The organism is Pandoraea commovens, from assembly GCF_902459615.1.
GTDB lineage: Bacteria > Pseudomonadota > Gammaproteobacteria > Burkholderiales > Burkholderiaceae > Pandoraea > Pandoraea commovens.
The window spans coordinates 97843-121725 of the sequence record NZ_CABPSA010000001.1; the positions used below are offsets into that span (position 1 = coordinate 97843).

A 23883-nucleotide genomic window follows, 5' to 3' on the forward strand; every position below is an offset into this window, starting at 1 on the left:
CCATGACCGCACAGACCTCCACTGCACGCGGAGCCGGCGATCTCGGCGGCACGCGCGCGTTGACCAAGATCGCTGCCGTGCTCGGCATCGTCGCGCTATTCGGCTTTCCTCTGGCCATCGGCAACCCGTATTACATCCACATGATCGAGACGATCATGATCTACGCGATCCTGCTCTTCGGGCTGGATATCGTGGTGGGTTATACGGGGCAGGTGTCGCTCGGCCACGCGGGCCTGTTCGGCATCGGCGCTTACGTTGCGGGTGTGTTCTTCACCAAGCTGGGACTCTCGCTCTGGCTCGCACTGCCTGCCGCAGTGCTCGTCACCGCCGCCTTCGGTGCCGTGCTCGCGTTGCCCGCCTTGCGCGTGATCGGGCCGTATCTGGCGATGGTGACGCTGGCCTTCGGCACGATCATCCAGATCCTGATCAACGAGATGGACTTCCTGACGTCCGGTCCAATGGGTATCAAGCTCACGAAGCCGGTCATCGGCGGTCATCCGATCGATGAAGTCGAGTACTACTGGATCGTCGCCGTGCTGCTGCTGGTGAGCATGCTCGTCGCCCATCGCATTCTGAAGTCGCACCTCGGTCGCGCCTTCGAAGCGTTGCGCGATTCACCGGTGGCGTCGGATTGTATGGGTGTGTCGGTGTACCGCTATAAGGTGTATGCGTTCGTGATCAGCGCCGGGTTTGCCGGTCTGGCCGGTAGCCTGTATGCCTATTCCGAGCAGTACATCTCGCCGAACACGTACAACTTCGAGCTGACGATTCTGTTCCTGCTGGCCGTCATCATGGGCGGACGCAAGACGCGCAGCGGCTCGTTGCTGGGCGCGGCGATTATCGTGTTGCTGCCGCAGTTGCTCGACGACATCAACATCTTCCGCATTGTCGCGTCGGCCATCGCTGCCGTCACGACGGTGGCAGCGATCGCTGCGGTCGCACGCGGACGGACCACACTCGCCAAGGCCGCCGTGCCGGTGATCGGCACCATCGCATTGGCCGGTGTGACCTGGTGGCGCGACAGCATCACCGACTGGCGTCTGACGATCTTCGGTCTGATGATTCTGTTCGTCGTGTACTACCTGCCGGACGGCATTATCGGTTTTCTGCGCTCGCGCGTTCTGCATCGCCGTCGCACGCTCACGGCGTCGGCCACGCAGGTGGACGAAGCGGCCGCCAGCAGCAACGACCCGGTGCTCATGGCTGCGGCTAGCGGTCCGGAAGAGTTGCTGAAAGTGCGCCAGTTGCTGATGCAGTTCGACGGTCTGAAGGCACTCAACCAGGTGGACCTGACGGTCAAGCGTGGCACGATTCACGGCCTGATCGGCCCGAACGGCTCGGGCAAGAGCACGATGATGAACGTGCTGACGGGCATCTACGTGCCCACGGCCGGCAGCATCGAGTTTGCCGGTGAGTCGCTGGCCGGACGCACGTCCGCCGACATTGCGCTCTCGGGCGTGGCGCGTACGTTCCAGAACGTGCAGCTTTTCGGTGAAATGACGGCGCTCGAAAACGTGCTGGTCGGTCTGCACCACACGTTCCATTCGACGCTGGTGGACGTCTCGCTGCGTCTGCCGCGATACAAGCGCGAAGAAGACGGCGCGCGTGCGCGTGCCATGCGTCTGCTGGAGTTCGTGGGGCTGGCTTCGCTGGCCGACGAGGAGGCGCGCAACCTGCCGTACGGCAAACAGCGTCTGCTCGAAATCGCCCGTGCGCTCGCGCTCGATCCGCGTCTGCTGTTGCTCGACGAACCGGCGGCCGGTCTGACGGCCCCCGACATTCGCGAGTTGCTCGCCATCATCCGCAAGATTCGCGATCATGGCATCACGGTGATTCTGATCGAGCACCACATGGACGTGGTGATGAGCACCTGCCAGACGGTGTCGGTGCTGGACTTCGGGCAGAAGATTGCCGAAGGGCTGCCCGCGCAGATTCAGGCCGACGAGAAGGTGATCGAGGCGTATCTGGGCGGCGCATCGACCGCGCACTGACCGGGATAGACGGACAAACGGGACCACTATGCTTTCCATTCGTAATCTGCAAGCGGGATACGGCAAGGTGCAGGTGCTGCACGGCATCGATATCGATGTGCCGGGCGGTCAGGTCGTCACGCTCATCGGCTCGAACGGCGCGGGCAAGACAACCACCATGCGTGCCGTGTCCGGCATGATCAAACCGTCGTCGGGAGAAATCACGCTCGGCGAGAAGCGTATCGACGGACTCGACTCACATCGCATTGCGAAGCTCGGTCTGGCGCATTCGCCGGAGGGCCGCCGTGTGTTCGCCACGATGTCGGTGACGGACAATCTGCGTCTGGGCGCGTTTCCGCGTCTGACGGGCAGCCGCCCGCGCGGCGATGTGGCGGCGGATCTGGACCGCGCAATGGACTTGTTCCCGCGCCTGAAGGAGCGTCGCAATCAATTGGCGGGGACGCTTTCGGGCGGTGAGCAGCAAATGCTGGCGATGGCGCGCGCGGTCATGCTGCGCCCGGACATCGTGCTGCTCGACGAGCCGTCAATGGGTCTGGCGCCGATTCTGGTCGACGAGGTCTTCCGCATCATCAGCAACCTGAAAGCGGAAGGTGTGACGATGCTGCTCGTGGAGCAGTTCGCGGCCGCCGCACTGGCTGTGGCCGACTATGGCTACGTGTTGGAGAACGGCAGCATTTCCGTGCACGGCCCGGCGGAGAGTCTGCGCAACGACGACAAGGTGCGCGCGGCGTATCTGGGAGGAAGTCACTGACGCGAACGTTGCAGGTGGACGTCAGTTTGAAGGGCAGCCAGTTGGCTGCCCTTTGTCGTTGCGGCGGAGATATCAGCGATTCACATTCACGACCACGCGGCCGTGGATCTCGCCTTTGACGATGCGTTGACCGATGGCGATGGCGTCCGCAAGGCTGACGTCATGGGAAATGCCGCCGAGCTTTTGCGGTTCGAGATCGCGCGCAAGCCGTTGCCACGCTTCCTCGCGCAACTCGCGCGGCGCCATCACGCTGTCGATACCGTGTAACGTCACACCGCGAAGAATGAACGGCGCCATGTTGGCCGGAAAGTCCATGCCTTGCGCGAGACCACATGCCGTCGCGACACCGCCATAACGCAATTGTGCGATGGCATTGACCAGCGTGTGCGAGCCGACGGAATCGACCACCGCCGCCCAACGTTCCTTCTGCATCGGCTTACCCGGGTCCGACAACAGACGACGGTCGATGACCTCCGAGGCGCCGAGCGCCTGCAAATACTCCGTCTCATGCAATTTGCCGGTGGACGCCACGACGCGATAGCCGAGCGAGCTGAGGAGCGCGATGGCCACCGACCCGACCCCGCCCGAAGCGCCTGTCACGAGCACATCGCCGTGATGCGGCAGCACACCGCCGCGCTCAAGTGCCATGACCGAGAGCATAGCCGTGTAGCCCGCCGTGCCGATGATCATGGCGTCGCGCGGAGTGAAGCGTTCGGGCAACCGCACGAGCCAGTCGCCGCGCAGTCGGGCCTTCTGCGCGAGACATCCCCAGTGTGTTTCACCCACACCGTAGCCATTGAGCACCACGCGATCCCCCTTACGCCACGAGGGGTGCGACGATTCGAGCACAGTGCCTGCCCCATCGATGCCAGCGACCATCGGCCACGAGCGTACGACGGGCGCTTTGCCGGTGATGGCGAGGCCGTCCTTGTAATTGATGGTCGAGTAATCGACGCCGACGAGTACGTCGCCATCGGCAGGCAGTGCATCGTCTTGCAGTTCGGTCACCTGAGCGTGGGTGACACCGTCCGACTGCGTCAACAGGATTGCATTGAACATGCCTTGAAGTCTCCGAAGCGGGTGGGCTGTGGGGCAGGCGCAAGCGACGGTCCTCACCGGATGCGAGACAACCGTCGCTACGAAGTTGCGTCAGCCAGAGATGGCCTCTGCGATGGCGTCGCGTGTTTCTCGCGTGAGAAAGTCGATTAGTTCCGCTGCGGGAAGTGCACGCGCAAGCGGTGCCGCCTGACCGGCCCATTGTGCCGCATAGCCGCTTTCCTTGTGTGCCTTTGCGGCCGCGTTGAGCGTTTTGCCCGCGTCGTAGGTGATGGGATAGTCCGGAATGGCGGGCCGTCCGGGCACTTGCTCCAATGCCCAGAAGCGATTGGCGAGTCCGCGTGCCGGGCGTCCCGAGATGGCGCGAATGAGCGCCGTGCGCGGTGGATGTCCGCTGAGCAGCGCGTCTCGATAAGCCGCGTCGGCACCCGACTCCGGGCAGGTGACGAACGCCGTTCCCATTTGGGCCGCTTGCGCACCGAGGGCGAGGACGGCGGCGATGCCTGCTCCATCCATAATGCCGCCCGCTGCAATCACTGGCAGCGACGTGCGTGCCACCAGACGCCGCACCAGCGCGAAGGTGCCGAGTTGCTCGTCTTCGCTCGCCCGGCGGTCGCCTTCGTCGTTGAAGCGTCCGCGATGCCCACCGGCTTCCCAGCCCTGCGCCACGATAGCGTCGATACCCGCAGCTTCGATGGCATCGGCCTCCGCTTCATTCGTGGCTGAAGCGAAGAGCACGATGCCTGCGGTCTTCAATGCGTCGATCCAGTCCTGCGACGGAAGGCCGAAATGAAAGCTCACGACAGCCGGGCGCTCCTCGAGGAACATCTGATACATCGCGACGTCTTCGACAAAGCTCAGATAGATCTCGCGCAGCGCCTCCGGTGGCTTTGCGCCATAGCGCGCGAATTCCGGTGCGAGATAGGCGAGCCACGCCGCTTCACGCGCGGCGTCGGCTTGCGCGGGCATGTGCGTGAAGACATTGACGTTGAACGGACGGGAGGTCAGCGCGCGGGTTTGGCGGATCACATCGCGCGCGGCGCTGGCATCCATATTGCCGACGGCGAGCGAGCCGAGCCCGCCAGCGTTGGAGACGGCCGCGACAAGCGCCGGTGTCGATGCAACAGCCATCGGTGCCTGAATGATCGGCGTCGTCATACCGAGACGTTGAGTGATGCGGGTCGAGGCGGAGACTTTCGTAGTCATGGTCTGGCCCCGTCTCAGAAGCTGGCGGCGAGATCGCGCAGCGCGTCGAACGTCTCGTGCACTTCCGCGCGCAGCACGCCCACGAGCTCACTGGCTGGCATCGCACGCGCGAGCGGTGCGGCCTGACCGGCCCATTGTGCGGCGTAGTCGCTGTTGCCCTTGGCCTTGGCTGCGGCGTTGATGGCCTTTCCTGCGTCGTACGTCACAGGATAGGCAGGCAAGTCAGGACGCTCGGCGGTTTGTTCAAGCGCATAGAGCCGATTGACGAAGCCGCGAGCGGGGCGCCCGGAGATGGCGCGAATGAGGGCGGTGCGCGGCGGATTCGGGCCGGTGAGTCGTTCCCGGTAAGCAGCGTCGGCCGACGATTCCGGGCATGCGACGAAGGCCGTGCCGAGTTGTGCGGCCTGCGCGCCGAGCGCGAGCACCGCAGCGATACCCGCGCCGTCCATGATGCCGCCAGCGGCGATCACGGGAACGGACGTGTGCGTCACGATCAACCGCACGAGGGCGAGGGTGCCGAGCTGCTCGTCGTCGGTCGGCACGCGGTCGCCGAGATCTTCGAAGCGTCCGCGATGGCCACCGGCCTCATATCCCTGCGCGACGATGGCGTCCACACCGGCCGCTTCGATGGCGCGCGCTTCGTTGAGGTTCGTCGCCGTGGCGAACAGCATGATGCCAGCGGCGTGCAGCGCGTCGATCTTCTCTTGCGACGGCAAACCGAAATGGAAGCTGACGACGGCCGGACGCTCTTCGAGCAGCATCGCGTACATCGCGTCGTCGGCGACAAAGCTCTTGTAAATCTCGCTGAGCGTGGCGGGCGGCGTGGCGTCGAAGCGTGCGAATTCCGGCGCCAGATAGGCAAGCCAGGCGGCATCGCGCGCGGCGTCGAGTTTGGCCGGTGCGTGGCAGAACACGTTGACGTTGAACGGTTTGCGCGTGAGGGCGCGCGTCTCGTGAATGGCTTTACGAGCCGCTTCCGCATTTACCGCCGCTACGCCAATGGAGCCGAGCCCGCCTGCGTTGGAGACGGCAGCCGCAAGCGCCGGTGTGGACGTGCCCGCCATCGGTGCCTGAATGATTGGCGTGAGCAGGCCGAGTCGCTCGATGAGCGCGCGATTACGGGATTGGGAAGCGAGGGAGCTAGGCATGACGATCTGCACCTAAGAGTGTTCAATGGGGGGGAACAGCGGCAGTCACAGCAGGCGGTATGTTCACTATGGCATACGCCTATGGCGACAAAAGATACCACTGAAATGCATCTTTATGCCAGCCACCTTTGGTGCTGTCGGGGCATCTTGCGGTGGTGCTCGGGAGTCAAGGCGATAACTGAGCATCGCTCACGTAATGCCTATTCTTGCGCGCCGTCGTCGGCGCCCATCAGATCGGCGGCACGCGAGCGTTGCATGTCTGCCCGACGGAAGTATCCGACAACGGTGGCCACGCTGGTGTGTCCGGTCATCGACATCGTTTCCGCCAGTGGCACTTGCTGAAGTGCCGCTTCCGTCACGAAGCCTGCGCGCAACGAGTGCGCAGAGAAATCGCCGTCGAGGCCTGCCAGTGCGCAGCGGTCGCGCACGATATCGCGCACTGCGGCCTCCGAAAGCGCTTCTCCGATATGGCCCCCGCGCCGCACACGCCGGAAGATCGGACCGTCTTCGATGCCGGACGCCGCCAGCCAGTCGGTGAGCGCGGCGGCGGCTGCACCCGTCACCGGCTTTTCATTCTCCGGACGGTCGGCCCCTTGCTGGTTCGTCTTCGACCAGCCCAGCGTATAGACGTAATGTTCCGGTCCGCTGCGTCGCACGTTCTCGCACGTTGCGCGAACGACTTCGGAGCGTCGGCGTCCGCCGCTCGCCCATGCAAAGAGCAGTAATGCCCGGTCACGCTTGCCGCGCAGCGTGTCGTCGCAGGTGGCCAGCAGCGCGCGCAACGGTTCGCGGGTGAGGGCATCTTTCTTGGCGGTCCGCACGCCGCGTTTCGCATAGGCGCGACGTGTCTTCGCGAGCAACTCCCTTACCGCCGGTTCCGCACAGGGATTAGGCAGATCGCGCGACGTATGCAGCTTGGCGATGACGCTCATCCGGTGAAGCAGCGTCGCGAGCGCGGGCGGACCGGCGCGCGCTTTGAGCCCTTGTGCGACCAGCGCCGCATCGAGTACCTCGGGCATCTCCGTCGTCAGCCCATGCTTGCCCTGACGCTGTGCGTGATCGACGACGAACTGCACGATCACGGCGGCCGATAGCGGCGGGATCAGCGGCGCACCGTAGCGCAACCGATACCAACCCATCCAGTAACGCATGGCCGACTGATAACTCTGACGCGTATTTGCCGAGTCGCCTTCATGAACGAGCGCCTGTGCGGCTTCCCGGGCATCGGCATCCAGTGTTGCCGGGTTCAGCGGCGCGGGGAGGTGGGAGGCGTCCACGATTTTCACGATATCGCCAGCGTTGCTTTTGCGCATTGAATCGCCTTGAAACGTAATTATCCTACCGAACATATGAATTCATATGTAATATGTAGTAAATATAACGTATGTCATAAATAAGTATCGATAATCTTCCATTATCGTGACTTATTTGGCAATGCCGTCGATTTCAAGGAGTGTTCGCGATGACTGCGTCCCAAACCCCCAAATCCGTCACGCTCGCACCGTCGCCTCGACAGGGCGGTCGCGGCATTTCCGAGCACGACGTGTGGACGGCCGCCGACACGTTATTGATGTCGGGGCAGCGTCCGACGATTGAGCGGATTCGCCAGCAATTGGGGCGCGGATCGCCGAACACCGTAAGTCCGTATCTGGATGCGTGGTTTGCGGGATTGGGGGCGCGTCTGAACGGTGGGGGCGGTGCCAATGGCGGTTTAGCGAGTTTGCCGGACGGTGTGCCAATGCCGGAGCCGGTGGCCCGCGCTGCATTGGATTTGTGGGCGTTGGCGATCCACGAAGCCCGCACGGCGCTGGCCGAGGAGGCCGCTGTACAGCGAGCGGCGCTCGATGCGCGGGCGGCCGAATTGGCGGCAGATCGCGAAGCGCTGGAGCAAGCCCGCGCCGTGTTGCACGAGCGGATTGCTTCGGCGGAGACGGCGGCGGCGGATGCGCGTCAGGCGCGCGATGAAGCGCAGGCACAGGCACGTCGTGCCGAAGCGTTGCTCATCGATGCGCAGGCGGATGCCGTTGCCTCACGTCAGTCGCTTGCCTCGGCACGCGACGCGGCGCAAGCGATGCAGGAGGCGCATGCCTCGCATCGTGCGGACTGGGATGCCGAGCGGTCGAAGCTTGCGGAGCGTGCCGATGCCAACGAGCGCCGATTGATGCTGGAGCTGGATGCGGCGCGCGAATCCATCAAGTCGTTGCAGCAGGAGCGCAAGCAGGCGCAACGTCAAATGCAGGAGGCTGAGGCGAGTCTCGCGACGATGACCGAAGCGCAGCACGAAATGCGCTCGGCCAAAGCGTTGCAGGATGCAGTGATCGCCCGACTGCGCGAGCAGGTCAGTACGCAGGAAGCATTGGCCTCGACTTATCAGTCGATGTTGGCGGCACCGGCGGTGTCGGGTTCGGTTGCTGGACGCGGCATGACGCAGGGCGTCAAGCGGCGTCTGAGCAGCGCCGTCGCGCCGACGGCTTCAGTGTTGCGTCGGGCGCGACGTCCTTGATCGGTGTGACGCCGACCTTCACTTCACCTGCGCCACTGTCGGCGCATCTGCCTCCCATCCACCGCCGAGCGCGCGGAACGTCGCAACGGCCGCCCGCGCGTTGTCTGCCTGTGCACGGGCATCGGCGTCACGCACTGTCAATAACTGGCGGTCGGCGTCGAGCACTTCGTAAAGACTGACGGTCCCGCCCGTGTACGCCTCCTGCGCGCTGTCGCGCGCGCGTGTCTGTGCGTCGACGGCGCTCGCCAGATCCTTGCGTTGCTGCTCCAATTCCACCAGTGTGACGATGGCGTTTTCGACATCGTCCGTGGCGTGCAGCATCGACAGCCGGTACTCCGCTAAAGCTTGTGCATTTGCACCGCGCGCCTGCGCGACTTCGGCGTCGATGCGTCCGAAATCGAACAGGCGCCAGCGCAGGCCCAGCGCGGCGAGCGGCTGGAACGTTGCGACGCTCGGTACGCGTGCGCCAGCGAGCGTGTCGAATCCCAGCACCCCCGAGAGCGACAGCTTGGGGTAATACTCCGCGAGCGATACGCCAATCCGTTCGTTCGACGCCGCCAGTTTGCGTTCGGCGGCGATGACATCCGGTCGGCGTCGCAGCAAATCGGTGGGGGCGCTGGCGTCACCGATAGCGGGAATCGTCAGCGCACGCGCCTTCAGGTCGTCATCCTGCGTTGCCACGCTCATGCGTCGTGCATACGTTCCCGGTGCGGCGCCCATCAGCACATCGAGCCGATTGAGTTGCGTCTCGCGCTCGATACGCAGCGGCGGCAGCGTCGTGCGTGCTTGTGCAAGCAACGCTTCCGATTGCGCCAGTTCGCGCGCCGTCGCCAGGCCATCCTTCAGCCGTAATCGGACGATTTCCATCAACCGGGCGTCTGTGTCGATCTGGTCCTGCGCAATGGCCAGTCGCCGCTGGGCGGCCCTGACGCGGAAATAGGCATCGGCGGCTTCGGCCACGATGCTCACACGCACGCCGTCACGCTGTGCTTGCGCCGCCTGTGCCAACGCACCTGCGGCCTGCGCCGAGCGTTGCAGTCCACCAAACAGATCCAGTTCCCAGCTTGCGCCCGCGCCGATGTCGTAGATCGTCATGTTGCGGTTGTAGCCGGGGAGGTTGCGCGCCACGACACCAAGCGGGCTTTCCAGCGACTGGTGCTCGCGCGTCACGCTGCCGTCCAGTGTGAGCGAGGGCAGTCGTTGCGCCCCGGCCGCACGCGCTTGCGCCCGGGCCTGTTCGACGCGTGCCATGGCGGCCTGCAAATCGAGGTTCTGGGCGAGCGCCTGTTCGACGATCTCCGTCAGTACCGGGTCACGAAAGCTCGTCCACCAGCGATCCAATGCCACGCTGTTTTCTGGCGGCGTGCCCGCCAGCCCGTGTCTCGCATCGCGTTGCGCAAGGGCTGCGCTGCCCTGGAAATGCGTCGGCAAATCGGCCTTCGGTGCGACGTAATCGGGGCCGACGGCGCACCCGGCCATCGCGCTGACAGATAGCGCCAGTAAGGCATTGCGCAGAATCGACGGGGTAACGCTGGACACCGAGAGCAGGGTTGCATTCATGGAATTTAACGAGTTACTTGCAAGATGATAGTTGCAACTCTATACTCACTTCCATTATGAAAGCAACCCCCGGGTTGCGATTTCCCGTTCTCTGTCTCATCACCGCCTTAAGCGCGAAGAAGGATCGACCCATGACATCCCCAAGCACTCCCGCCCAACACGCCAGCCAACCGGACGGTCCCTCTGAGAAGCGCAAGTTCCCGCGCCGCTTCGCCATGCGTGGCGCGATTGTCGTCGCGGCGATTGCGGTGCTCGGCTACGGGACTTACTGGTGGACGACGGCGCGCTATCTCGAATCGACGGACGATGCCTATGTGGGTGGCGACGTCACCGTGCTCGGCCCCAAAGTGCCGGGGTACATCGCAGAAGTCCTGGTGACGGATAACCAGATGGTGCATGCGGGCGACGTGCTGGTGCGGCTGGACGACCGCGATTACCGGGCCGCGTTGGCAAAGGCCGAAGGGGCTGTTGCCGCGCAACAGGCGCTGATCGCGAATCTCGATGCGACGACGAAGTTGCAGGCAGCGGTCATTGCACAGGCGCGCGCCAGTGTGGTGGCGGTGACCGCCGACGCGCGGCGCGCACACGATGATCAAGTGCGCTATCAGGATCTCGTCGCCAAGGCGGCGGTGTCGGTGCAGAGTGCGCAGAAGGCGGACGCCGATTACAAGCAGATTGCCGCGAATCGCGAGCGGGCGGAGGCGGGGGCTGTGGCAGCCGAGCGTCAACTGGACGTGATCGCCACGCAGAAGCAGCAGGCGCAGGCGGCACTGGCACAGGCCGTTGCCGAGCGCGACATCGCCAAACTCAACGTCGAATACACGGTGCTGCGCGCGCCGGTCGACGGCACGATCGGTAACCGCCGGGCGCGTCCGGGCGCGTATGCACAGGCGGGCACGCAACTGCTGGCCGTCGTGCCCGCGCACGGTCTTTGGGTTGACGCGAACTTCAAGGAGGGGCAGGTGGCGCATCTGCGTCCCGGCATGCCGGTGAAGATCGAGGCAGATGTGTTGCCCGGTCGCGTCTTCCACGGTCGCGTGGCGAGTCTTGCCCCTGCGACGGGCGCGCAATTCAGCGTGTTGCCGCCGGAAAACGCGACGGGCAACTTCACCAAGATCGTGCAGCGCGTGCCGGTGCGGGTGCAGCTTGACGATGCGGACGCACGTCTGGGGACGCTGCGCCCCGGCCTCTCGGTGACGGCCGAGGTGGATGCGCGTGGCGATGGCAGTGGCGACAAGTCGTCGGCCCCGGCACCCGCCAAGGTAGCCGCACGATGAGCGCCGCGAACTCGGGGGCAGCGCAACCGCTACCTGCCAGTGGTGACAGCGGCGGATCGCCGGGTCACTCCGCGAACGACGAACGACCGCGATTGACGGCGGCCCCGGCACCGGCAGCGGCGGGTGGCGGCTTCTCGGTCGACGCCATGTCGACGCCCGCCAAGATCATTGCCTTCGGCACGATGGTCGTCGGCATGTTTATCGCGTTGCTCGACATTCAGATCGTGTCGGCATCGTTGCGCGATATCGGCGGTGGGCTCTCGGCGGGTGCGGACGAAACGGCCTGGGTGCAGACCAGCTACCTGATTGCCGAGATCATCGTGATCCCGCTCTCGGGCTGGCTGTCTCGCGTGATGTCGACGCGCTGGATCTTTGCTGCTTCGGCGGCGGGCTTTACCGTGGCGAGCTTGCTGTGCGGCGCGGCGTGGAACATCCAGAGCATGATCGCGTTCCGTGCGCTGCAAGGGTTTCTCGGCGGTTCGATGATTCCACTGGTCTTCACCACGGCGTTCGCCTTCTTCAGTGGGCCGCAGCGCGTGGTAGCAGCGGCGGTAATCGGCGGTCTCTCGTCACTCGCGCCGACACTCGGGCCGACCATCGGCGGGTGGATCACGGATAACTACTCGTGGCACTGGCTGTTTTTCATCAACATCGTGCCGGGCATCTTCGTGACGGTAATGGTGCCGCTGATGGTACGCATCGACCGGCCCGACTTCTCGCTGCTGCGTGGTGCGGACTACCTCGGCATGGTCCTGATGGCGGTCAGCCTTGGGTGTCTCGAATACACGCTGGAAGAGGGGCCGCGCTGGGACTGGTTCGGTGACGACACCATCCGTGCGACGGCATGGCTCGCGGGGCTGTGCGGCGTGGCGTTCATCTGGCGCAGTCTGGTGTATTCGCAGCCGATTGTGGATCTGCGAGCGCTCAAGCAGAGGAACTTCGCGCTCGGGTGCTTCTTCTCGTTTGCAACGGGCATCGGCATCTTCGCGACGATTTACCTCACGCCGCTGTTTCTTGGGCGCGTGCGTGGATTTTCGGCGTTCGAGATCGGGATGGCTGTGTTCTCCACGGGTGTCTTCCAGTTGTTGTCGATTCCTATCTACGCAATGTTGGCCAACCGGATCGATTTGCGCATCTTGATGATGCTCGGAATTGGCGGTTTTGCCTTGTCGATGTGGCAGTTCGCGCCCATCACGCATGATTGGGGATCGTTGCAACTGATGCTTCCGCAGGCGCTGCGCGGTGCGTCGCAACAATTCGCGGTGGCGCCGATTGTCACGCTGACGCTGGGCAGCCTTCCGCCTGCACGATTGCGTCTGGCGTCGGGGCTTTTCAATCTGATGCGCAACCTCGGCGGCGCTATCGGGATTGCCGTCTGCACGACCGTCCTTAACGACCGGACGAATCTGCATTTCTTCCGGCTGGCCGAGCACATGGGTGAGGGCAATCCGGCGGTCGGTCAGTGGCTGGCGAGCGTGGGCGCCCGGCTGGGCGCGACTGGACTCGATGTGGTGGATGCGCAGACGGCGGCGCTTCGTCAACTTTGGCTGTTGACGTTGCGTGAAGCACAGACGATTACGTTCGGCGACATCTTCGGCGGGTTGGGGTTGATCTTCCTGGGCGTGACGCTAATGGTGCCGCTCATGCGACGGGTTGCACCGCCCAAAGCGCCGAGCGCAGATGCGCATTGAGGATATCGGTCAGAGAATTCACTTCAAACTATTTGCGTTGTAAATCGTTCGTAAGTCATTGATTTTAAATGATGGGTGGCGATGGCGCCTCGTTGTTAAAGTGAAATGTGAAGTGCTCGAGGCACGAGCGGCTTGCCCGTCGGTGTCGACGCGCTTATGCTCACTTGCATGGTAATAGGCAGCGCTGTCGTCATCGACGGCGCTGAACAGGAGGAATCCGTATGCAACGAAAGACATTCCGCGATATGCAGTGCCCCATCGCCCGCAGCCTTGAGCGTGTGGGCGAATGGTGGAGCATTCTGATCTTGCGCGAGGCAGGCTACGGCACCACGCGCTTCGACGATTTTCAGCGTCGTCTGGATATCGCGCCGAACATGCTGACCCGACGTCTGAATGCGTTGGTGGAAGAAGGCTTGCTTGCGCGTCGTCAGTACTGCGACCGCCCGCCGCGCTTCGAATATGTGCTCACCGACGCCGGTCGGGATTTCCGTCCGGTGCTGTGGGCCTTGCTCGCGTGGGGCAACCGTCACTTTGCGCCGGAAGGCATTGCGGCTCAGTTGGTGGACCGGGAGACAGGGCAAGTGGTCGAGCCAGTCGTGGTCGATGCGGTGACGGGGGTGCGTCTGGACCCGAAGCGACACGTGCCGACCGCAGGGCCGGTGGCGACCGAGAGCATGCGTGCGCGCCTGGCGCGCGCCGCGGCGTTTGCGACGGGACAGCCTGTGGCGGGCGCAGAAGGAAAAGCGGAAGTCGGTTCTGAGGAAGCGGCGGCTGATCGTTGATTTTGCTTGGTATTGTGATGGCGGCTCACGCCATCATGGGGGCGCCGGGGATGCCCGGAAGCGACGCAAGCAGGCGCGCAAAGGCGTCACCGGTGAGCGGTTTGCCCAGCAGGAAGCCTTGCAACTCGTCGCAATCGAGTGTCTTCAGTGCCTCGCGTTGGGAAGCCGTCTCGACGCCTTCGGCAACCACGTCCATGTCGAGCGAGTGCGCCAGCGCAATGATCGCAGACACCACGGCACTGCCTTCGCGTCCACAAGTATCCAGTCCGTTGGTGAAGAAGCGGTCCATCTTCAGTTGCTTGACGCGGAAGCGTTGCAAGTACGCCAGACTCGAATAGCCCGTCCCAAAATCGTCGATTGCCACCTCGAAACCGTGATCCTGGAAGGCGCGGATCACATCGATCGTGTGCTGTGCATCGAACATCGCCACCGTCTCCGTAATCTCGAACATCAGGCGCGTGCAAGCGATGCCAGCGTCCTGCACGATTTCCACGATGTTCTCTACGAGTTGCGACTGCGCCATCTGGCGCGGCGACAGATTGATCGCAACCTTCACCGGCGGCAACCCGGCCGCATCCCACTCCTTGATGTGCTTGCAGGTGGCACGCACCACCCAGTAACCGATCTGCACGATCTGACCCGTGCGCTCGGCGACCGGGATGAAGTCGGCCGGCTGCAACTCGCCGAAGGTCGGGTGTGTGAGGCGTAGCAGGGCCTCGGCACCTGCCAGCGCCTCCGTGTCGCCGCGATACTTCGGCTGAAAATGCAGCGAAAAGTACTGTTCGCTCTCGGCGTCGTGCAGCGCTTGCTGGATCTCCCAGGTGCGCTGGGCTGCCGCGTTCATGCGCGGCTCGAAGTACCGGAAGATGCCCCGGCCCGCGCGCTTGGCTTCGTACATGGCGGTGTCGGCGTGCTTGAGCAGCAGGTCGATGCTGTCGCCGTCGTCCGGGAAGAGTGCCACGCCAATGCTGGGCATGACGTGCAGCGACTGGGAGCCGACCTTCAGGCCGTCTCGCATGTCGTCGAGCAGTCGCTGCGCCACGCGTCCCGCAACTTCGGGTGACGACAGCGAACCGAGCAGCACCACGAACTCGTCGCCGCCCAGTCGGGCCACTACGTCGTCGCCGTTCACGTTCTTGCGCAGTCGCTTGGCGAAGGCGCGCAGCACGTCGTCGCCCACGTTATGGCCCAGCGAATCGTTAATCGTCTTGAAGCCGTCCAGATCCATGAACAGCACCGCAAACCGGCGCTGGTCGCGACGCGAGTTGATCAGCATGCGCGCGGCGGCGTCATGCAGGGCGCGGCGGTTAGGCAGATCCGTCAGCGCGTCGTACGTCGCCATGCGGGCGATCTGGGTGTTCAGTTGCAGGACGGAGTTGGCCAGGAAGCTCGTGCGTGCATCCAGACGGGAGACGAGCAGGGTGGTGACCAGAATCAGGAAGGTGAACAGGCTCACGGTCGTGACCAGCCACGGCGAACTCACGCCGTTGGCGGCGCCACAGACGGCGCCTGCGGCGAACGTGGCGGCCGACATGCCCGTGTAGTGCATCGCCGTGATGGCGAGCCCCATGACGATGGCGGCGCCCACGCGCTTGGCCATGACAAAGCGCAGGCTGCCGTCGCGCAACGTCCGGGCGATCCACAACGCCGCCGTGGCGGCCGCAATGGCAATGGCGATCGACGCGGCGAAGAGCAACGGATCGTAGCTGATGTCCGGGTCCATCTTCATGGCGGCCATGCCTGAGTAATGCATGGCGGCGATGCCGATGCCCAGCGTGACGCCCGCGCATCCGAGGCGCCACCGAGTGAAGCGTTCGCTGGCGACGAGCCAGAGCGCCGCCCATGAAATCGCGATTGCAATACCGAGCGACGCCGCCGTGATGGCCGGGTCGTAACCGAGCGCAAGCGTGGCTTTCGAGTCGAGCGGCGACCACGAAGGTGACAGCGACAGGGCGAGCATGCCGATGAAGTGCATCGACCAGATGCCGATGCCCATGGCGGTCGCGCCCACGGCAAGCCACGCGTGGCGCATGCCACGGTGGGTCATAAGATAGATGCGACCTGAGAGGTCGAGCGCCGTGAACGACGCCAGTACTGCCACTGCGAGCGATAGCGCAACAAGCCAACCACTGTACGAACTGGACATATGAAAACCGACCGAAAAGTCCCGCTTAACTGGTTATCGGCACGCATCGCCAATAGTTGAGGATTGCGGTGGAATATTTCCGAGAATCTGGGAACCTGCGACTGCCCACATCCCGCGCGCGCGTCTTCGCGCCTGCGGCGTCGATGCTCGACAGTGCCGATGCCATAGTGAATAATCCGTCCATACCCGCCCGCGCGGGGCGAAATACAGCAGCCCTAGATTTTGCCTGATTTCCTTGGGATTTCCTCTCACTGAGTGCAATCTTGGTGGCCAACGTGCCCGCAGGAGCCGTGATATGCGCATTCGCATGGGGCTGTTGCAAGTGCTGGTGGTAGTTGGAATAGCCGTCGCGCCGTTCACGGCTGCGGTATCAGCGACATCTGCGGTTGCCGCTTCGCCGGAGGCCTCTTCGGGGGCTGCGGCCGCATCCGCCAACGCCCCGAGCGACGGGGCCGAGCTTCGCTTCATGGACCGGCCGGTCGCCACGTTCCGTGGCACGCTGGGTGGCGCAACCCCCGAAGTGCGGGTGGCTCGGGCGCAGGCGGTACTCGACAGTCTGCCCGGGCGCGCCTTCGATTTGCCTGTCGACGTGCTGCACGCATCGCTCGGCGGCGTGTCCGGCGTGGCATTTCGCGTGCGCGACCGAATCCTCTTTGCACTCACGACCGACGACCTCGCGCCGGGCGACCCGCGTCCGTTCGACGCCGTCGTAGCCGAGGTGCAGACGAATCTTCAGGCGGCCTTCGCCGCGCGACGCGAGCAGCTTCACTGGCCGACAATTTTGCGCGGCATCGCGCTCAGTGCGCTCGGTGCCGTGGTGCTGGCGATGTTCGTGATCGGCATCGGGCGCATGCGGACCCGACTTGAGACCCGCCTTCAGACCGCCTTCGAAAAGCGTGTCCTGCAACGCACGGCCCGCACCTTCGACTGGACAGGGTCGGCCGTCCACCTTGTGCACCAGATCGTGCAGATCGGGGCTGTATGTCTCGCGCTGGCCGTCGCTTACCTCTACCTCATCTTCGTGCTGATGCAGTTCCCGGCCAGTCAGCCGCTGGCCGGTCGCCTGTCGGACTTCCTGTGGACGCTTGTCGACCGTTTCGGCATCGGGGTGGCCGCTGCCATCCCGGGCATCCTCACCGTCATCGTGATCTTTCTTCTCACGCGCGCGTTGCAGAGCCTCGTCAACAATGTCTTCGACGCGGTGCAAAGCGGACGTCTGTCCATTCCCGGCATGCACCCCGAGACCGCCGGTGCAACACGGCGGTTGGTCTCGGTTGTGGTCTGGGGGCTGGCGCTGACATTTGCCTACCCCTACATGCCGGGCGCGCAGAGCGACGTCTTCAAAGGTCTGTCGGTCCTGCTCGGTCTGATGGTGACGCTGGGATCGAGCGGCATTGTGAATCAGTTGATGAGCGGGATGGTCGTGATCTACAGCCGCTCGCTGAAGAAGGGCGATCTCGTGTCGATCGGCGACGCTACCGGTGTGGTCATCGGCGTCGATGCGCTTTCGGTCAAGCTGCGCAATCTCGCACAGGAAGAGCTGACCATCCCGAACGCCGTCGTCGTGGCGTCCACGGTGCGCAACTTCACGACGCAGGGGCGTGGACACGGCATCGCGATCAGCACGACGCTGACCATTGGCTACGACACGCCGTGGCGCCAGGTGCACGCCATGCTGATCGAAGCGGCGACGCAGACGTCGCAAATCGCCGCTGAGCCCGCGCCGTATGTGTTGCAGCGGGCGCTGTCGGACTTCTACGTCGAGTACGAAGTCTTCGGCACCTTGCGCGATCCATCCACGCGCTTTGCCGCGATCTCTGCGCTTCACGAAAACATTCAGGACGTCTTCAACCGTTACGGCGTGCAAATCATGTCGCCGCACTTCGAAGAGCAACCGCATTCGCCGCTGACGATCCGGCCGGAACACTGGTATCCGATCCCGGCGCGTGCGCCCGTGGATGCGGGCGGTGTGCCGTCGACATCCGCGCCATCGCCGACATCACCGACATCACAAGAATAAGGAGCTGGTCATGACCGCTAAATCGTTGACGAAAAAGGCAAGTGCCGCGAAAGCGACCCCAGCCGCTCCGACCGCAGTGCCTGTCGCACCTACCGCAACCTCACAGCCGACGGTGCCTAGCGTGCCATTCGAGGCTCGCGTCGCAGCGGGGCGGCAGCTTCGCGAAAAGACGCCCCGCAGCAGCCATTCGCATCTCGGTAACACCGACCGCGATATCGTGGAACTGTTGCGAACGAGCAGCGACGGGCGGGTGGCGGCGCTCGTACCGCTGCGTTACGGCCGGATGCTCGCGTCGCCGTTTGCGTTCTATCGCGGCAGTGCGATTATCCAGGCGCACGATCTGGCAGGTACGCCGAACACCGGGCTCACCCTGCAGATCTGCGGGGACTGCCATTTGGCGAACTTCGGCGGCTTCGCCACCCCGGAGCGGACGTTGATATTCGATCTGAACGATTTCGACGAAACTGCGCCCGGTCCGTGGGAGTGGGATCTGAAGCGGCTGTGCGCGAGTCTGGTGCTAGCCGCACGGCAGTTCGGCTTCGGCGACACGCTGGGTGTCGAGATGGTGCGCGCCGCCGTGGACAGCTACGCCCGACGGTTGGACGAGTACGCTCACATGCCGACCATTGAACTCTGGCACGAGCAGATCACCTTTGAGCGCATGATCGATCTGGCCAGGACCGATCGTGTGCGTGAGGGCGTCAAGCGCGGCATCGCCCGGGCGTCCGGCCGCACCCACGAGAACGTCCTGCCGAAGTTCGCGCAGCAGGTCGGCGATCACTGGCAGATTCGCGACGCGCCGCCCACGGTGTTCCACGTCCACGGCACGACTACGCTTTTCGGTCCGGAAGACGACTGGCTGGGTCTGGGCGACTGGCGTACCTTGTTCGCCCCCGTCTATAAGAGTTACGCCAATTCGCTCCCGCCCGATCGTGCCCGAATGCTTGATAGCTATACGCAGCAGGACCTGGCCTTCAAAGTTGTGGGCGTCGGCAGCGTCGGTACGCGTTGTCTGGTGTTGCTGATGATGGATACCCACGAGCAGCCGCTGTTCCTCCAGTTCAAGGAGGCTTCTCGCTCGGTCGTCTCTCGCTTCTTCCGCAGTGCCACGCCCAAGCATGACGGGCGTCGTGTCGTGGAGGGGCAGCGCCTCATGCAGGCGGCCTCCGATGCCTTCCTCGGCTGGGGTTCGGGACCGTTCGGTCGCAGTATCTATGGCCGCCAGCTGCGCGACATGAAGATATCCGCGCAGTTCGAGTTGTTCCGGGCCGACGGCTTCCGCGAATACGCCGGTCTGTGTGGCTGGGTGCTGGCCCGCGCGCATGCCAAAGCGGGGGGATGCGCGCCCGAACTCGTGGGCTATGTCGGCAAGGGGATTCGTCTGGGCGAGGCGATGATTCATTACGCGACGGACTACGCCGATCAGGTCGAGCGGGACTATGAGGTGTTCCGCAAGGCGTGTCGAGACGGGCGGCTCGAAGCCCGCACCGACGCGGATATGGCCGCCGACTTTATGGCCTGAACAAGGAGCGCATTGAAGTATGCCGCTGCATCGGTTGCAGGCCCGGATTGTCGTCGCGTTGGAAACGGCGGTGCGCTGGGTGGCGCGCACGCCGACGCTCATCGTCTGGAGCGGCGTCGGGATCTCCATTCTCGTCATGGTGGTGGCCGTGGCGTTGCTCTACGAGGGTCGACTGCTGGTACTCGCCCGTGCGGCCGACAATCAGCGCAACATCGCTGAAGTGATGGAGCGGGATCTGGAGCTCAACTTCCAGCTATACGAGGCTTCCCTCGATGCGGTCGTTAAGTTGCTGGCGCGTCCCGACGTCGAGGCCATGGCACCCGCACTTCGCCGTGAGCTGATCTTCGAGCGGGCGGGCGCGTCGCGTTACATTGGGTCGCTCGTCGTGCTCGACGCCGAGGGAAACATCGCTATCGACGCGGAGAGCACTGTGCCGCGGCCGTTTAACTTTGCCGATCGGGATTACTTCAGCGTTCATCGCGCTGGTTCGAACGCCGGACTATACGTGAGCGGCTTCATCCACTCGCGCCTTCGCAGCAACGCGCCGACCATGGTGCTCAGCCGACGCCTCTCGCGCGCGGACGGCTCGTTCGCCGGGGTCGTGTCGCTGGCCGTAGATATCGAATACTTCCGTCATTTGTTCGACCACATCGAGGTCGGGCGCGAGGGGGTGATTCTCCTGCTTGGGAAGGACGGCGCAATTCTCATGCGCAAACCGTACGACGAAAGCGTGATCGGGCTGACGATGGCGCAGACCGGCCGCTACGAGTCGCTGCCGCCGGGGCGTGACGATCAGCGTATCTATCCCATTCGCTTTCTGGGACGCGACAGCCTGATGTCCCGGCGTTTCCTCAGTAATGCGCCGCTCACGCTGATCATCGTGACGTCCAGCGACGAGACGCTCGCCCCGTGGCGAAAGCGGGTGTTCGAGTTCGGCGGACTGTTCCTGCTGCTCAACGCGGGGTTCGTGCTGACGTCGCTACTCCTCGCCGCCCAGTTGCGGCGACGCCTGCGGGCCGAGCGGGAATTACGGCTTCTGGCTCGTACCGACGGTCTGACCGGCCTCTCGAACCGCCGCTCGCTCGACAAGATCCTTGCCATGGAATGGCGGCGCATGCGCCGTGCCGGTCATTCGCTGGCCGTCGCCTTCATCGACATCGACTGGTTCAAACGCTACAACGATACGCACGGGCACCAAGCGGGTGACGCTGCACTTGCTGCGGTCGCCAGCGCCATCGGGGCGGCGTTGCAACGCCCGTCGGATGCTGCCGGGCGTTACGGCGGAGAGGAATTCATTGCCGTGCTACCGGACACCGATGCACCGGGCGCTCAGCGCGTGGCGGAGGGAATCCGGCTCGCGGTCGACCGGCTCAATCTCGACCACGCGTCGAGCGACTTCGGTCATGTGACGGTGAGCATCGGTGTGGCTTGCCGACAGCCACAGGCCGGGGAATCCGTCGACATGCTAGTCAAAGCGGCCGACCGCGCGCTCTATCGTGCCAAGGCCACCGGCCGCAATCGCGTGATCGTCGCTTCCGAAGACGATGCGGTGGCGGCGTTGGAATCGTAAGTCCGTCCACCTCGGGCTGGTCGTCTCCATCTCTTCGTAGGAATTGTCTGATTCCGCACCTGCCACGGGTGCGGATCGGCGCTGCACGGCCCGCATTTTCTCCCGAATCTCTCATTCTTCAAGAGGATCAAAAGACGGCTGTAAGTCTTTGATCCTGTGGCGATTATTTTCGCCTCGACGTATTGATGTGCGCGCCCTATACGTTTTGCCAGCGCCCGCCTACACGTCTTTCAGATTCCGCCGATTCGCTGAATGAAACTCCCTCTCTACAATCGATTTCAACAGGTCCGGTGCGAGTTGCAACAGCACGGATAGCAGTCAAGGAGTCAGTCATGGCGAAGCGTAACCCCCCATCGCCAACACCGCCCAGCAAGACTGACAAGCGTGGGTTGGCGGGCGAAGGAACGCAGGACGGCACGCAGTACCCGTCGGAGCATGAGCAACACGCACTGACGCATGAAGACGGTGATGCCGAGACGCATGGTGCGCCGATGTCGACGTCCGACGACGCGGACTCGCCGCAGCCTCACGAGGCCCGGCAGTCCGTAGCGCGTGACGAACAAACGGCGCAAGCGGGTAAGCAAAGCCAGCCGGAATGGTTGGGTGCATCGTCGCCGAAGCGCGCGAAGTCCAAAGGTGACGCGCAGACATCGACAAGTGGGGCGGGCGGTCACGGGTATGCCCCGGAGATCGCTCACGGCGAGGAGAGCGGTTACGGCCCGGCGGATGCAGCGCCGGGCGCGCATCCGCGATTCGGACGGCAAAGCGCCTATGGCCCGCACGACGACTATGCCGGTACGGGACGGGATGCCTCCGGATCGGTGCCGCCGGTAAGAAGTCCGTCGCAGTCGCAACGGGTCGACTGGCCGGAAGGCACGGTTGGCGTCGACCCGATGGATGTCGCGGATGCGGTGAAGCGCAATGCGAAGGCCAGCAACGTCAAGGATATCGAGGGCGAAGCCGGACAGGCAGCAGGGAGTCGGGGCCGTAGCGGTGGGCGTGTAGACGAGAGTGGAGACGTTAGGGCCGATGGCGCGGTACACGATGCGATTCGAAAGTCGTTGTCCGGTGCCGTCGACCTCGACGTCTCCCACGTCGAAGTGACCGTGACGTCGGGCCTCGTACTGCTGACGGGGTATGTGCCCGAACGGTGGATGCAACACGTCGTGCAGACGGAAGTGGAGAAGGTCGACGGCGTAAAGGGCGTCGACAACCGGTTGCACGAGCGGCGTATGAAAGCGATGAGCCGCCCGGGCGAGAGCCAGGAAGGCCACAAGATTTAGCGCGGACAAACGAATAAAGGACACACCGGCATCCGAGGTGCAGCGATACAGGCAAAGCACTGAAGACGTCGGCCAAGAGGCAAGACCGGGCATCTCCGGGCGAGGGGATGTATCACCTAAGACTCGGTCGTCGGATGGGCGCCGCACGCTCGACGTGCAGGAGGTGACGCCCAAAGGCAATGCGACGCAATGCCAACGATGCGACGGCCAATTTCGGGAGGTCAACACAATGAAACAAGCCAATCTGCTCAAACTCATCATGGCGGGTGCACTTGCTACCACGGGCATCGCAGCCCACGCGCTCGATCAGGGCGGGATCATCAAGATTGCCGACAACGCGACCGCCAGCGGCGTGATGAGCGATACCGGCCGCAAGATCGACGATTCGGCGCTGACCGCCAAGGTCAAGGCCGAGCTGCTCGCCAAGAAGGATGTGCCGTCGACCAAGGTCCACGTCACAACGCGCCACGGTGTGGTGCATCTGACGGGTTCGGTGCCCGAGTCGGCACAGAAGACCCTCGTCGAGGATACGGTCAAGGGCGTAGACGGCGTGGTCGATGTCAAGAACGACATCAAGGTATCCGCCAAGTAAGCGCCAGTCATTGCAGGACGTTGCGGCGACACACGACAAGCGTCGCCGCAACGTAAAAGAGACCGCACTCTCGCCCTGTCGAAGTCGCCTTATTGGGATGACGCTGTGAGTTGTCCGCCGTTGTTCTGAAATGCGCGCCTCGACTTCATTAGCGAAGGAGGAATCATGACTATGCAATCCGGCCGGGGTCAGACGCCCCAAACCAGTCAATCAGGCGCTCGCATCGTGGGCGCATCGCACAAGCTGCCCGACGGGCCGGGCCCGTCCGTAATGGCGGCCGATACGCTCGACGCGGAAGACGTTGTGAACACCGCAGGCGAGAGCCTGGGGAAGGTCAAGCACATCATGCTCGACGTCCAGCGCGGCACCGTGGCTTACGCCGTGTTGTCCTTTGGCGGGTTCCTCGGCATGGGCGACAAGCTGTTCGCCATTCCGTGGCACGCCTTGCAGCTCGACGTGGAGAACAAGCGTTTCATCCTGAACATCGACAAAGAGGCCCTCAAGAAGGCGCCGGGGTTCGACAAGGATCACTGGCCGAGTATGGCCGACATGCATTGGGCCGAGCAGGTGCATACGTATTACACCGTCGACCCGTATTGGCATTAAGCCGTACGAGTCCTTGCTCATGCCGAGCCTTAATCATGTTCGCTGGCTGACGCAGGCCCCCCGACTGGACGGGCATTTGCCTGAGCCGTACGACCCGGGCAACCCGCCGGGTAAACCACCGAGGACGCCGCCGGGGACACCGCCGCCGAAGTCGCCCCCTGATGAGGACGAACCGACGC

At 63.9% G+C, this 23883-nt stretch carries 18 protein-coding genes; 12 read left to right on the top strand and 6 right to left on the bottom strand.

The features are described 5' to 3' along the window. The first annotated feature begins 2 nt into the window (after positions 1 to 2). A complete protein-coding gene (locus PCO31010_RS00375) occupies positions 3 to 1991 on the top strand; it encodes a branched-chain amino acid ABC transporter ATP-binding protein/permease (protein ID WP_246184367.1) in 1989 nt (662 codons plus the stop codon). A 28-nt stretch (positions 1992 to 2019) separates the two neighbouring features. Continuing rightward, on the top strand, positions 2020 to 2742 hold the full coding sequence (locus PCO31010_RS00380) for an ABC transporter ATP-binding protein (RefSeq protein ID WP_150573976.1): 723 nt from the start codon (positions 2020 to 2022) through the stop codon (positions 2740 to 2742). 72 nt (positions 2743 to 2814) lie between these two features. Here the strand turns inward: PCO31010_RS00380 and acuI are convergent, their stop codons facing one another. The 4 genes from acuI to PCO31010_RS00400 form a co-directional block, all read right to left on the bottom strand. Then, on the bottom strand, positions 2815 to 3801 hold the full coding sequence (acuI, locus tag PCO31010_RS00385; RefSeq protein WP_150662494.1) for an acrylyl-CoA reductase (NADPH): 987 nt from the start codon (positions 3799 to 3801) through the stop codon (positions 2815 to 2817). A gap of 90 nt (positions 3802 to 3891) precedes the next feature. After that, positions 3892 to 5004, bottom strand: coding sequence for an NAD(P)H-dependent flavin oxidoreductase (locus tag PCO31010_RS00390; protein ID WP_150662495.1), 1113 nt, complete (start codon positions 5002 to 5004; stop codon positions 3892 to 3894). A gap of 14 nt (positions 5005 to 5018) precedes the next feature. Beyond that, entirely contained in the window at positions 5019 to 6152 is a 1134-nt protein-coding gene (locus PCO31010_RS00395) for an NAD(P)H-dependent flavin oxidoreductase (protein WP_150662496.1), read from the bottom strand. 200 nt (positions 6153 to 6352) lie between these two features. Next, complete coding sequence (locus tag PCO31010_RS00400) at positions 6353 to 7465, bottom strand: site-specific integrase (RefSeq protein ID WP_150662497.1); 1113 nt, start codon at positions 7463 to 7465, stop codon at positions 6353 to 6355. 149 nt (positions 7466 to 7614) lie between these two features. Here PCO31010_RS00400 and PCO31010_RS00405 point away from each other — a divergent pair, with 149 nt between their 5' ends. After that, positions 7615 to 8655, top strand: coding sequence for a DNA-binding protein (locus tag PCO31010_RS00405; RefSeq protein WP_150662498.1), 1041 nt, complete (start codon positions 7615 to 7617; stop codon positions 8653 to 8655). Positions 8656 to 8673: 18 nt separating this feature from the next. Here the strand turns inward: PCO31010_RS00405 and PCO31010_RS00410 are convergent, their stop codons facing one another. Then, positions 8674 to 10215, bottom strand: coding sequence for an efflux transporter outer membrane subunit (locus PCO31010_RS00410; RefSeq protein WP_150662499.1), 1542 nt, complete (start codon positions 10213 to 10215; stop codon positions 8674 to 8676). Between the two features lie 131 nt (positions 10216 to 10346). On the opposite strand from PCO31010_RS00410, the gene PCO31010_RS00415 reads away from it, so the two are divergent. From PCO31010_RS00415 to PCO31010_RS00425, 3 genes are all read left to right on the top strand, one after another. Next, positions 10347 to 11492, top strand: a complete 1146-nt coding sequence (locus PCO31010_RS00415; protein ID WP_150662500.1) for an HlyD family secretion protein — start codon at positions 10347 to 10349, stop codon at positions 11490 to 11492. 146 nt (positions 11493 to 11638) lie between these two features. Next, a complete protein-coding gene (locus PCO31010_RS00420) occupies positions 11639 to 13183 on the top strand; it encodes a DHA2 family efflux MFS transporter permease subunit (RefSeq protein ID WP_150663421.1) in 1545 nt (514 codons plus the stop codon). 221 nt (positions 13184 to 13404) lie between these two features. Continuing rightward, positions 13405 to 13965, top strand: coding sequence for a winged helix-turn-helix transcriptional regulator (locus PCO31010_RS00425; protein WP_150662501.1), 561 nt, complete (start codon positions 13405 to 13407; stop codon positions 13963 to 13965). A gap of 25 nt (positions 13966 to 13990) precedes the next feature. Here the strand turns inward: PCO31010_RS00425 and PCO31010_RS00430 are convergent, their stop codons facing one another. Continuing rightward, entirely contained in the window at positions 13991 to 16111 is a 2121-nt protein-coding gene (locus tag PCO31010_RS00430; RefSeq protein WP_150662502.1) for a putative bifunctional diguanylate cyclase/phosphodiesterase, read from the bottom strand. A gap of 295 nt (positions 16112 to 16406) precedes the next feature. Here PCO31010_RS00430 and PCO31010_RS00435 point away from each other — a divergent pair, with 295 nt between their 5' ends. The 6 genes from PCO31010_RS00435 (at position 16407) to PCO31010_RS00460 (ending at position 23704) form a co-directional block, all read left to right on the top strand. Next, complete coding sequence (locus PCO31010_RS00435) at positions 16407 to 18131, top strand: mechanosensitive ion channel family protein (RefSeq protein WP_150662503.1); 1725 nt, start codon at positions 16407 to 16409, stop codon at positions 18129 to 18131. A gap of 112 nt (positions 18132 to 18243) precedes the next feature. After that, positions 18244 to 19653: a DUF2252 domain-containing protein gene (locus PCO31010_RS00440; protein ID WP_373275401.1), complete on the top strand. Its 1410-nt coding sequence runs from the start codon at positions 18244 to 18246 to the stop codon at positions 19651 to 19653. 19 nt (positions 19654 to 19672) lie between these two features. Further along, positions 19673 to 21223 (top strand): GGDEF domain-containing protein, encoded by a 1551-nt coding sequence (locus PCO31010_RS00445; protein WP_150662505.1) that lies wholly within the window; start codon positions 19673 to 19675, stop codon positions 21221 to 21223. A 332-nt stretch (positions 21224 to 21555) separates the two neighbouring features. Further along, positions 21556 to 22506, top strand: coding sequence for a BON domain-containing protein (locus PCO31010_RS00450; protein WP_174984128.1), 951 nt, complete (start codon positions 21556 to 21558; stop codon positions 22504 to 22506). A 229-nt stretch (positions 22507 to 22735) separates the two neighbouring features. Continuing rightward, entirely contained in the window at positions 22736 to 23098 is a 363-nt protein-coding gene (locus PCO31010_RS00455; RefSeq protein WP_150662507.1) for a BON domain-containing protein, read from the top strand. Positions 23099 to 23263: 165 nt separating this feature from the next. Further along, positions 23264 to 23704 carry a PRC-barrel domain-containing protein gene (locus tag PCO31010_RS00460; protein WP_150573993.1) on the top strand — a complete coding sequence of 147 codons (441 nt, stop codon included), beginning with the start codon at positions 23264 to 23266 and terminating at the stop codon, positions 23702 to 23704. The last annotated feature ends 179 nt before the right edge of the window (positions 23705 to 23883 follow it).

Excerpts from the sequence above, each read along its gene's own strand:
- PCO31010_RS00375 (WP_246184367.1), top strand. The coding sequence starts at position 3 with ATGACCGCACAGACCTCCACTGCACGCGGAGCCGGCGATCTCGGCGGC.
- PCO31010_RS00380 (WP_150573976.1), top strand. The coding sequence starts at position 2,020 with ATGCTTTCCATTCGTAATCTGCAAGCGGGATACGGCAAGGTGCAGGTG.
- acuI (WP_150662494.1), bottom strand. The coding sequence starts at position 3,801 with ATGTTCAATGCAATCCTGTTGACGCAGTCGGACGGTGTCACCCACGCT.
- PCO31010_RS00390 (WP_150662495.1), bottom strand. The coding sequence starts at position 5,004 with ATGACTACGAAAGTCTCCGCCTCGACCCGCATCACTCAACGTCTCGGT.
- PCO31010_RS00395 (WP_150662496.1), bottom strand. The coding sequence starts at position 6,152 with ATGCCTAGCTCCCTCGCTTCCCAATCCCGTAATCGCGCGCTCATCGAG.
- PCO31010_RS00400 (WP_150662497.1), bottom strand. The coding sequence starts at position 7,465 with ATGCGCAAAAGCAACGCTGGCGATATCGTGAAAATCGTGGACGCCTCC.
- PCO31010_RS00405 (WP_150662498.1), top strand. The coding sequence starts at position 7,615 with ATGACTGCGTCCCAAACCCCCAAATCCGTCACGCTCGCACCGTCGCCT.
- PCO31010_RS00410 (WP_150662499.1), bottom strand. The coding sequence starts at position 10,215 with ATGAATGCAACCCTGCTCTCGGTGTCCAGCGTTACCCCGTCGATTCTG.
- PCO31010_RS00415 (WP_150662500.1), top strand. The coding sequence starts at position 10,347 with ATGACATCCCCAAGCACTCCCGCCCAACACGCCAGCCAACCGGACGGT.
- PCO31010_RS00420 (WP_150663421.1), top strand. The coding sequence starts at position 11,639 with ATGTCGACGCCCGCCAAGATCATTGCCTTCGGCACGATGGTCGTCGGC.
- PCO31010_RS00425 (WP_150662501.1), top strand. The coding sequence starts at position 13,405 with ATGCAACGAAAGACATTCCGCGATATGCAGTGCCCCATCGCCCGCAGC.
- PCO31010_RS00430 (WP_150662502.1), bottom strand. The coding sequence starts at position 16,111 with ATGTCCAGTTCGTACAGTGGTTGGCTTGTTGCGCTATCGCTCGCAGTG.
- PCO31010_RS00435 (WP_150662503.1), top strand. The coding sequence starts at position 16,407 with ATGCGCATTCGCATGGGGCTGTTGCAAGTGCTGGTGGTAGTTGGAATA.
- PCO31010_RS00445 (WP_150662505.1), top strand. The coding sequence starts at position 19,673 with ATGCCGCTGCATCGGTTGCAGGCCCGGATTGTCGTCGCGTTGGAAACG.
- PCO31010_RS00450 (WP_174984128.1), top strand. The coding sequence starts at position 21,556 with ATGGCGAAGCGTAACCCCCCATCGCCAACACCGCCCAGCAAGACTGAC.
- PCO31010_RS00455 (WP_150662507.1), top strand. The coding sequence starts at position 22,736 with ATGAAACAAGCCAATCTGCTCAAACTCATCATGGCGGGTGCACTTGCT.
- PCO31010_RS00460 (WP_150573993.1), top strand. The coding sequence starts at position 23,264 with ATGACTATGCAATCCGGCCGGGGTCAGACGCCCCAAACCAGTCAATCA.